Annotated in this window: 7 protein-coding genes, 1 tRNA gene and 1 rRNA gene; 1 reads left to right on the forward strand and 8 read right to left on the reverse strand. The window is 71.2% G+C overall.

The window, feature by feature from the left end:
* Window positions 1-377: 377 nt before the first annotated feature.
* From rho to ACFYZA_RS20305, 7 genes are all read right to left on the reverse strand, one after another.
* Entirely contained in the window at window positions 378-2462 is a 2085-nt protein-coding gene (rho, locus tag ACFYZA_RS20275; RefSeq protein WP_388491977.1) for a transcription termination factor Rho, read from the reverse strand.
* A 403-nt stretch (window positions 2463-2865) separates the two neighbouring features.
* A complete protein-coding gene (thrB, locus tag ACFYZA_RS20280) occupies window positions 2866-3783 on the reverse strand; it encodes a homoserine kinase (protein ID WP_382597119.1) in 918 nt (305 codons plus the stop codon).
* A gap of 280 nt (window positions 3784-4063) precedes the next feature.
* On the reverse strand, window positions 4064-5122 hold the full coding sequence (thrC, locus tag ACFYZA_RS20285; RefSeq protein WP_382597117.1) for a threonine synthase: 1059 nt from the start codon (window positions 5120-5122) through the stop codon (window positions 4064-4066).
* Between the two features lie 6 nt (window positions 5123-5128).
* Complete coding sequence (locus ACFYZA_RS20290) at window positions 5129-6418, reverse strand: homoserine dehydrogenase (RefSeq protein WP_382597209.1); 1290 nt, start codon at window positions 6416-6418, stop codon at window positions 5129-5131.
* Window positions 6419-6519: 101 nt separating this feature from the next.
* Window positions 6520-7911 carry a diaminopimelate decarboxylase gene (lysA, locus tag ACFYZA_RS20295; RefSeq protein ID WP_388491979.1) on the reverse strand — a complete coding sequence of 464 codons (1392 nt, stop codon included), beginning with the start codon at window positions 7909-7911 and terminating at the stop codon, window positions 6520-6522.
* 68 nt (window positions 7912-7979) lie between these two features.
* Window positions 7980-8972, reverse strand: a complete 993-nt coding sequence (gene nrtL / locus ACFYZA_RS20300) for an ArgS-related anticodon-binding protein NrtL (protein WP_388491980.1) — start codon at window positions 8970-8972, stop codon at window positions 7980-7982.
* Window positions 8973-9063: 91 nt separating this feature from the next.
* The gene (locus ACFYZA_RS20305; RefSeq protein ID WP_388491998.1) at window positions 9064-9489 is read right to left on the reverse strand and encodes a response regulator; all 426 of its coding nucleotides are present in this window, start codon (window positions 9487-9489) and stop codon (window positions 9064-9066) included.
* Window positions 9490-9655: 166 nt separating this feature from the next.
* Between ACFYZA_RS20305 and ACFYZA_RS20310 the strand changes: the two genes are divergently transcribed.
* Window positions 9656-9727: transfer RNA gene (locus tag ACFYZA_RS20310), tRNA-Arg, on the forward strand.
* A 427-nt stretch (window positions 9728-10154) separates the two neighbouring features.
* Here ACFYZA_RS20310 and rrf read toward each other — a convergent pair.
* Window positions 10155-10247: ribosomal RNA gene (rrf, locus tag ACFYZA_RS20315) — 5S ribosomal RNA — on the reverse strand; the annotation flags it as partial.

Here is a 10247-nt window from a genome sequence, read left to right on the forward strand (position 1 = left end):
CTCCGATTACCCCCTGCCCCGGTGTTCAGGCACGGATTGTCGACACTCGTCAGACGTCGAAGCACCAAGAAGGGTTGCACAGGGTTCTAAGAAGGCCATAAGAGCGCATCGCGGCCGCCGCGCAACCCGGATCCGCCCCCACCGCTCTCACCTGCGGTTTCGCGAGGGCGCCCGGTCACGCATCGCGCGGCCGCGGGTGCGGGGCGTGTGTCGTATGCCTCAGCCCGCACGGAAGCGGCCACCGAGCCCCTGCCGGGCCCGCGCCGGTCCCGCGCCGAGCCCCCGGCCGGGTGTCCGCCGGTGCCGCGCACGCGAGAGCGCCCCCGGCACCGAAGTGCCGGGGGCGCTCTCAACTGGCCCTGCTGGAACCGGAGTTACTAGTCGTTGCCGTTGCCCGGCCCCGGCGTCGTCTTCTGGATCTGGAGCAGGAACTCGGCGTTCGACTTCGTCTGCTTCATCTTGTCGAGGAGCAGCTCGATGGCCTGCTGCTGGTCGAGCGCGTGCAGCACCCGGCGCAGCTTCCAGACGACCGCGAGCTCGTCGCTGCCGAGCAGGATCTCTTCCTTACGGGTGCCGGACGCGTCCACGTCCACCGCCGGGAAGATGCGCTTGTCGGCGAGCTTGCGGTCGAGCTTGAGCTCCATGTTGCCGGTGCCCTTGAACTCCTCGAAGATCACCTCGTCCATGCGCGAGCCGGTCTCCACGAGCGCGGTGGCGAGGATGGTCAGCGAGCCGCCGTCCTCGATGTTGCGCGCGGCACCGAAGAAGCGCTTCGGCGGGTAGAGCGCGGTCGAGTCGACACCACCGGACAGGATGCGCCCGGAGGCCGGGGCCGCCAGGTTGTACGCACGGCCCAGACGGGTGATCGAGTCGAGCAGCACGACCACGTCGTGGCCGAGCTCGACGAGACGCTTGGCGCGCTCGATGGCCAGCTCGGCGACCGTGGTGTGGTCCTCGGCGGGACGGTCGAAGGTCGAGGAGATGACCTCGCCCTTCACCGACCGCTGCATGTCGGTGACCTCTTCCGGACGCTCGTCGACCAGGACGACCATCAGGTGGCACTCGGGGTTGTTGTGCGTGATCGCGTTGGCGATCGCCTGCATGATCATGGTCTTGCCGGTCTTCGGCGGGGCCACGATCAGGCCTCGCTGGCCCTTGCCGATCGGCGACACGAGGTCGATGATCCGCGTGGTCAGCACGCCCGGGTCGGTCTCCAGACGGAGCCGGTCCTGGGGGTACAGCGGGGTCAGCTTGTTGAACTCCGGGCGGCCGCGGCCCGAGTCGGCGGCCATGCCGTTGGAGGAGTCCAGGCGCACGAGCGCGTTGAACTTCTCGCGGCGCTCGCCGTCCTTGGGCTGGCGGACCGCGCCGGTGACGTGGTCACCCTTGCGCAGCCCGTTCTTGCGGACCTGGGCGAGCGAGACGTACACGTCGTTCGGGCCCGGCAGGTAGCCGGAGGTCCGGATGAACGCGTAGTTGTCGAGGATGTCGAGGATGCCCGCGACGGGGATCAGCACGTCGTCGTCGGCGACCTGCGGCTCGGCACCGAACTCGTCACGGCCACCACGGCGGCCACGGCGGTCGCGGTAGCGTCCGCGCCGGCCACGGCGGCTGCCGTCGTCGTCGAAGTCGTCCTGCGGACCGTTGTTCTGCTGCTGGCCCTGCTGCTGACCGCCCTGGCCACCCTGGCCGCCCTGGCGCTGCTGGCGCTGGCCGCCCTGCTGGTCCTCGCCCTTGCCCCGGCGGTCGCCACGGTCACCGCGGTCGCCCCGCTCACCGCGCTCGCCACGGTCACCGCGCTCGCCGCGCTGGCGGTCCCGGCGGTCGCCCCGCTCACCGCGGTCGCGGCGGTCCCGGCGGCCCTCGGCGGTGTCGACGGCCTCGGCGGCCTTCGCCTCGGGCTGTGCCTCCGTCTTCACTTCGGCCTTGGCCTCCGTCTTGGTGACGGTCTCGGCAGCGGCCGAGGCGGACTCGGGGCTGCCGGAGGGCGCGGTGGCACGGCGGCGACGGCGCTCGCCCGCGGGCTGGTCGTCGCTGGGGGCACCCTGGTCGGAGACCTTGGGGGACGGCTGGCCGGGGATGTCGATCTGCTGCTGCGCGGCCTGCTTCTCGGCGGCGGGCGCGGCGGCGTCGTCGCCGGTACGGGCCTTGGAGGTGGCGCGGCGCTTCGGCTTGGTCTCGGCATCGGCCGACGCGGCGGCGCTCTTGGCCGGGGCCGAGGAACCGCCGCCGGCCTGCGCCTCCTTGATGACCTCGATCAGCTGGCTCTTGCGCATGCGCGCGGTGCCCCTGATGCCGAGGCCGGACGCGACCTGCTGCAGCTCGGCCAGGACCATGCCGTCGAGGCCGGTGCCGGAGCGGCGGCGCCGTGAGGTGGTGCCAGAGGCAGCACCTGCGGCGGGCGCGGAGGTGTCGACAGAGCTGTCGGCAGTCACGCCCATCAGATCGGTGGTGTCGCTCACGAAGGGTCCTTCCCTGGAGCGGACGTCGGCCTGTCTGGCTCGGCGACCGGTTGTGCTGTCCGGCTGCGGCCTGTGATCTTCTCGACCACTGATCGTGCCGGGGCGGTGGTCCGCCGCGTACGGCGGAGAGACAAAAGTGCGTGGGTTCCGGCCCGAGGTCCCCCTACTCGGCCCCTGCCGGGAAAAAGCGTGGGGTGTCGTGCCGGTTCCGGAGCGTGCTCGCAACTGCTCAGGCAGGCTGCACAGGCAGTTGGGGAGGCTCTCGGAAGAATGGCGGTCCCTGAAGGGGACACGAAGCACCGCGCCACGAAGACGACCGATGCAGACTTGAGGTTAACACTACCGGATCCAACAAACATTCCCCCTCTCGTTCACCGGCAAGCCGTGCTTCCCGCGCCCGTTCCTACGCTCCGAGCGGCAGGACGCTCGCACCCGCGGCGTCGAGATTGAGCCGGTTGGCGGCCCACCCCTCCCCCGCAAGGCGTGCGACCTTGTCGGCCGCACCGTCCTCGACCAGCGCGAGCACCGTGGGCCCCGCGCCGGAGATGACCGCGGGGACACCGTCCGCGCGCAGCCGGTTGACCAGTGCCACGCTGTCCGGCATCGCCGGTGCGCGGTACTCCTGGTGGAGCCGGTCCTCGGTGGCGGCGAGCAGCAGCTCGGGACGCCTGGTCAGGGCCTCCACGAGCAGGGCGGCCCGGCCGGCGTTGGCCGCGGCGTCGACGTGCGGAACCGTGCGCGGGAGCAGCCCTCGGGCCGTCTCCGTCAGGACCGCCTTGCCCGGCACGAAGACCACCGGAACGACGGAATCCGCCGGATCCATCCTGATCGCGCGGGCAGCTCCCCCGTCCATCCAGGACAGCGTGAATCCGCCGAGCAGACAGGCGGCCACGTTGTCGGGGTGTCCCTCGATCTCGGTCGCGAGCTCCAGCAGGGCCGCGTCGTCGAGCCGGGCGTCGCCGCCTATGGTCACGGCCCGCGCGGCGACGATGCCGGCGCAGATGGCGGCGGAGGAGGAGCCGAGGCCGCGGCCGTGCGGGATGCGGTTGGCGCAGACGACCTCGAGGCCGCGCGGCTGTCCGCCGAGCAGGTCGAACGCGGTGCGCAGGGACCGTACGAGGAGGTGGCTCTCGTCGCGGGGCAGCGTCTCGGCGCCCTCGCCCGCGATGTCGATGCCGAGGCCGGAGTCGGCGACGCGGACGACCACGTCGTCGTACAGCCCCAGTGACAGGCCCAGGGAGTCGAAGCCCGGGCCGAGGTTGGCACTGGTGGCGGGGACGCGCACCCGTACGGCGGCGGCGCGGAATGCGGGACCGGCCATCGCTCTGATGACTCCTTGTGAGGCTGCTGCTGGTGTCTGCTGCGAGATTTTCGAAGACGTACGGAACACCCGAGGGCCACGTGGGCGACTGCACCACGGCATATGCGGCGGGGCGGGTTGGGTACAGCCTATCGAAGGAAGGTTCTGTGGCGACATAGGGCGCACAGGAGGCGCACGATGCGTGTCGCGTGCCCCCTGTGCCCCTACGTAGCGGCTTGTCCGGCTTTACGTACGCGTCCCGGCGGTGCGGGACGCGTACGCGACGCGGTCCGTGCGGGGACTAGGCGAGACCGAGGCGCTCGGCCGCGGCCGCCGCGTCCACCGGGACGGTGACGGGCTGCGGCGCTCCGGCGACGGCCCAGTCGGGGTCCTTGAGGCCGTTTCCGGTCACCGTGCACACGATCTTCTGGCCCGGGTCGACGAGGCCGCGCTCGGCGGCCTTGAGCAGACCGGCGACCGATGCGGCGGAGGCGGGCTCGACGAAGACGCCCTCCTGCGAGGCGAGCAGCCGGTACGCGCGCAGGATCTCACGGTCCGTCACTTCGTCGATGAGACCGCCGGATTCGTCCCGCGCGGCCAGCGCGAACTGCCACGAGGCCGGGTTGCCGATGCGGATCGCGGTGGCGATCGTCGAGGGGTCCTTGACGACCTCGCCGCGCACGATCGGCGCCGAACCGGACGCCTGGAAGCCCCACATGCGCGGGGTGTGCGTCGAGATGCCGTCCCCGGCGTACTCCTTGTAGCCCTTCCAGTACGCCGTGATGTTGCCGGCGTTGCCCACGGGCAGGACGTGGATGTCGGGGGCGTCGCCGAGCGCGTCCACGATCTCGAACGCGGCGGTCTTCTGGCCCTCGATGCGCACCGGGTTGACCGAATTGACCAGCGCCACCGGGTAGTTGTCGGACAGGGAACGCGCGAGCGTGAGGCAGTCGTCGAAGTTGCCGTCGACCTGAAGGATCTTGGCGCCGTGGATGAGGGCCTGGCCCATCTTGCCCAGCGCGATCTTGCCCTGCGGCACGAGGACCGCGCACACCATCCCGGCCCGCACCGCGTAGGCGGCGGCCGAGGCCGAGGTGTTGCCGGTGGAGGCGCAGATGACCGCCTTGGCGCCCTCCTCCTTCGCGCGGGTGATCGCCATCGTCATGCCGCGGTCCTTGAAGGACCCGGTCGGGTTGGCACCCTCGACCTTGAGGTGGACCTCGCAGCCCGTGCGCTCGGAGAGCACCTGCGCGGGCACGAGGGGCGTGCCGCCCTCGCGGAGGGTGACGACCGGGGTCGTAGCGGAGACGGGGAGCCGGTCCCGGTACTCCTCGATGATTCCGCGCCACTGGTGGGTCATTGCTGGTTACTCCCCTTCAACACGCATGATGCTGGCGACACCACGCACGGTGTCGAGCTTGCGCAGGGCGTCCACGGTCCCGGTGAGGGCCGCGTCGGCCGCGCGGTGGGTGACGACGACGAGGGAGGCCTCGCCGTCCTTGCCGGACTGCCGCACGGTGTCGATGGACACCCCGTGCTCGGCGAAGACCGTCGCCACCTGGGCGAGCACGCCCGGCTTGTCGGCCACGTCGAGGCTGATGTGGTAGCGGGTCACGACGTCGCCCATGGGGCTCACGGGCAGCTGCGTGTACGCCGACTCCCCCGGCCCGGTCGATCCGGCGAGCTTGTTGCGGCAGACCGCGACCAGGTCGCCGAGAACGGCGGACGCGGTCGGGGCGCCGCCCGCGCCGGGCCCGTAGAACATCAGCTGTCCGGCGGCCTCGGCCTCGACGAACACCGCGTTGTAGGCGCCCCGCACGGAGGCCAGCGGGTGGTCGAGCGGGATCATCGCCGGGTGGACCCGGGCGGTCACGGAGCCGCCGTCGGCGGCCCGCTCGCAGATGGCGAGCAGCTTGATGGTGCAGCCCATCTGGCGCGCGGAGGCGAAGTCGGCGGAGGTCACCTCGGTCATGCCCTCGCGGTACACGTCGTCCAGGCGGACCCGGGTGTGGAAGGCGATTCCGGCGAGGATGGCGGCCTTGGCGGCGGCGTCGAAGCCCTCGACGTCGGCGGTCGGGTCGGCCTCGGCGTAGCCGAGCGCGGTGGCCTCGTCGAGGGCCTCCTGGTAGCCGGCGCCCGTCGAGTCCATCTTGTCGAGGATGAAGTTGGTCGTGCCGTTGACGATGCCGAGGACCCGGTTGACCTTGTCGCCGGCGAGGGACTCGCGCAGCGGGCGGATCAGCGGGATCGCGCCGGCTACGGCGGCCTCGTAGTACAGGTCCCGGCCGTGTTCGACGGCGGCCGCGTGCAGCGCGGCGCCGTCCTGGGCGAGCAGCGCCTTGTTCGCCGAGACGACCGACGCACCGTGCTCGAAGGCGGTGGTGATGAGGGCGCGGGCCGGCTCGATCCCGCCGATGACCTCGACGACGACGTCGATGTCGCCGCGTTTGACGAGGGCGGTGGCGTCGGTGGTGACCAGGGCGGGGTCGATGCCCTCACGCACCTTGGAGGGCCGGCGGACGGCGACTCCGGCGAGCTCCACGGGCGCGCCGATGCGCGCCGTGAGGTCGTCGGCGTGCGTCGTCATGATGCGCGCCACCTCTGAGCCGACCACTCCACAGCCCAGCAGCGCCACCTTCAGCGGACGCGTACGCATCATCCGACCTCGTTTCCTCTTCAAACCTGGAATCCGAACCAGTCTCACTCACCGGACGGGAGTTTCTGCCCCTCGTCCGGATCCTGAGACAAGTATTTCATTTACCCGACATCGAGACGCAGGAGATCTTCCTCCGTCTCACGCCGGACGATCACCCGCGCCGAACCGTCGCGCACGGCGACGACCGGCGGGCGCAGGGCGTGGTTGTAATTGCTGGCCATGGAGCGGCAGTACGCACCGGTGGCCGGCACCGCAATCAGATCACCCGGCGCGAGATCGGCGGGCAGGAATGCGTCACGGACCACGATGTCACCGCTCTCGCAGTGCTTGCCGACCACCCTGACCAGCATCGGCTCGGCGTCGGACGTGCGCGAGACGAGCGCGACCGAGTACTCGGCGTCGTACAGCGCGGTGCGGATGTTGTCCGACATGCCACCGTCCACGCTCACGTACGTGCGCAGCCCCTCGAGCGGCTTGATGGTGCCGACCTCGTACAGCGTGAACGCGGTGGGGCCGACGATCGCGCGGCCCGGCTCGACGGAGATGCGGGGGACGCGGAGACCGGCGGCGTCGCACTCGCGCGTGACGATCTCGCTGAGCGCCTTGGCGATCTCGTGCGGCTCGCGGGGGTCGTCGTCGGAGGTGTACGCGATGCCGAGGCCGCCGCCGAGGTCGATCTCGGGCAGCTCGACGCCGTGCTCGTCGCGCACCTCGGCGAGCAGCTGGACGACGCGTCGCGCGGACACCTCGAAGCCGGCCATGTCGAAGATCTGCGACCCGATGTGCGAGTGGATGCCGACCAGTTCGAGCCCGTCGAGCTTGAGGGCGCGGCGCACGGCCTCGGCGGCCTGGCCGTCGGCGAGCCCGATGCCGAACTTCTGGTCCTCGTGGGCGGTGGCGATGAACTCGTGGGTGTGGGCCTCGACGCCGACGGTGACGCGGATGAAGGCCTTCTGCACGGTGCCCAGCTCCTGGGCGATGTGCGCGACGCGCACGATCTCCTGGAAGGAGTCGAGCACGATCCGTCCGACACCGGCCTCGACGGCCCGCCGGATCTCGGCCTCGCTCTTGTTGTTGCCGTGGAACGCGATGCGCTCGGCCGGCATCCCCGCGTCCAGCGCGGTGACGAGCTCGGTGCCGGAGCACACGTCGAGGTTGAGCCCCTCCTCGTGCAGCCAGCGCACAACGGCCCGCGACAGGAAGGCCTTCCCGGCGTAGAACACGTCGGCGTCCCGGCCGAAGGCGTCGGCCCAGGACCGGCACCGCTCGCGGAAGTCCTCCTCGTCGAGGAAGTAGGCCGGAGTCCCGAACTCCTCGGCCAGGCGCGTCACTTCGAGCCCGGCGACGGTGACCTCCCCGTCCCCGTTGCGCGCGACGGTGCTCGACCAGACCTTCGGGTCAAGGGAGTTGAGGTCGGTGGGCGGCGCGGAGTAGTGCCCCTCGGGGATCACGTCGGCGTAGCGGGGGCCGGCGGGGTGCGCGGATCGGCTCATGTTCTGTACGTCTCTTCTCTTACACGTCTGCGGTCATGTGCGCGCCTGACGGCGGGGGTCTACGCATGTCACAGAAACTCGGGGGCGTCGACGCCGAGCAGGGACAGGCCGCCGGCCAGCACCGTCCCGGCGGCCTCGGCGAGGGCGAGCCGGGAGCGGTGGGCGGCCGAGGGTTTCTCGTCACCGAGCGGCAGCACCGCGTGCTGGAAGCGGAGCAGTTCGTCGGCCACGGCTTCGAGGTACCGGGCGAGCCGGTCGGGCGCCCGGTGCCGGGCGGCGCCTTCGAGCACGCCGGGGTAGTCGCCGACGAGCCCGAGCAGTCCCTCCCCCTCGACAGCGGCCCCGGGCTCGCCCGCGAATCCGAGGTCGAGCGCGTTGCGTGTGACGGCGCGGCTGCGGGAGTACGCGTACCGCACCCGGAAAAGGGAGTTGGACTCCCGCTGGGCGAGCAGCTCCTCGACATCGGTACGGGGCCGGTCGTGCCGGGCGGCCCGGAGCACGGCCCAGCGGGCGGCGTCGACCCCGACGAGGTCGGCGAGCCCCGGCACGGGACACGGAACGACCGCGAGGACCTGCCCCGGCTCTCCCCGCCCGACGATCCGGGCGACGGCCCCCTGGCTCCGGAGCAGCCCCACGACGACCTCGGTGACGACGCGCGCCCGCTCCTCGGCACCGGCCACGAAGGCGTGGGCCTCCCCGAGCAGGGTCTCGCCGTGTCCGTAGGTGGTGGGTGCGTCGAGCACCTGCCGTACGGCCTCGAACCGCGTACCGCGATCGAGGGTGATGTTGAGGAAACCGGGCCCGCTGATCTCGACGAGGGCGATACCGGGCTGGCCTGCGATCCGCCCGCGCAGCACCTCGGCGACCTCGCGCGGCGGCAGACCGGCCGCGGCGGCCAGCTTGAGGGCGATTCCGCTGGCGTAGTCGCCACCGCCGCCGGGCCGGGGACGCTCGACCTTGACGGCCTCGGGCACCGCGTCGCCCACCCGTCCCAGGGCACCCTCGTCGACCGCGCTGCGCACGACGCGCACGACGGTACGGGAGAGCTCTGCGGGGGTCACGGGACAAGCGTATGGGAGAGGGGGGGTCCCTCCGCGAACCGGTTTCGCCATACGGGCAGGACGGCGGGCTCGGAGCGCTCGTACCGGGGACTCAGCCCCGGCTGCTGCCGGCCCGCCCGGACTCCCTGCTGCCGTCGGCAGACGGCGGAGCCTCCCGGTGCAACAGCTGCCGCACGAGCCTGACCAGCTCGGACGGCTCGAACGGCTTCGCGAGGAAGGCGTCGACCCCGGCGGCGAGCCCGGTCTCCACCTCGTACTGGGTGCAGGCACTGATGATCGCGACGGGCAGCGCCCTGGTCCGCGGGTCCGAGCGCAGCCGGGCGGCCGTACGCAGGCCGTCGAGGCGGGGCATCATCACGTCGAGGGTGACCACGTCCGGGCTGACCTGGTGCACGACCTCCAGGCATTCGGCACCATCGGCCGCGGTCACGACCTCGAAGCCCTCCAGCTCGAGGTTGACCCTGATCAACTGCCGGATGACCTTGTTGTCGTCCACCACAAGGACCCGGCCGGACACGCCTGACACACCTTGAGGTTAGGTCCGAGGAGGGCGCCGCGTCCGGGTTTTCCCCACTTCCACCCCGCCCGGGCGACGGGGCCCGCCCGAGGGACCGAAATACCTGTTCACAGCCACCCCGAGAGAGCTGGTAGGGTTCTACCCGTCGCCGCCAAACACGGTGAACGCCCCCGTAGCTCAGGGGATAGAGCAACGGCCTCCGGAGCCGTGTGCGCAGGTTCGAATCCTGCCGGGGGCACCTTGCAGAAGGTGCCTGAAGACCCCGCCACCAGCGAAGTTGCTGGGTGCGGGGTCTTTTTCTTTGTGCCCTTCGTGCTCTCCGTGCGCCCGACTTCGTTTCGTGCGGCCCGACTTCGCTCGGTGCGGGTCGACCTGCTTGGTTCGGGGGTCGACGTCCGCGTCTCGTGCAGCATCGGGCCGGCCCTGGGTGCCGGCGTACTGCTCCTCCGTCCTTCACGGCGTCGGCGTACGCCTCTGGGCCCCGCTCGGCCGCCCTGTAGCCCTCCGAGCTCTACCTGCCGCTGTAGGGGCCCTCAGCGAGCCCTGCGGCGCCCACCGCGTCGACGTCGGGGAGGGTAAACGCGGAAACGTATTGAAACGCGAAAAAGCCCCGCACCGTGACCGTAATTCCTTACGGTCTGGTGCGGGGCTTTCCCCTAAAATTTGTTCGGCGGCGTCCTACTCTCCCACAGGGTCCCCCCTGCAGTACCATCGGCGCTGAAAGGCTTAGCTTCCGGGTTCGGAATGTAACCGGGCGT

The sequence above is a fragment of the Streptomyces sp. NPDC001828 genome (assembly GCF_042892175.1).
Classification (GTDB): domain Bacteria; phylum Actinomycetota; class Actinomycetes; order Streptomycetales; family Streptomycetaceae; genus Streptomyces.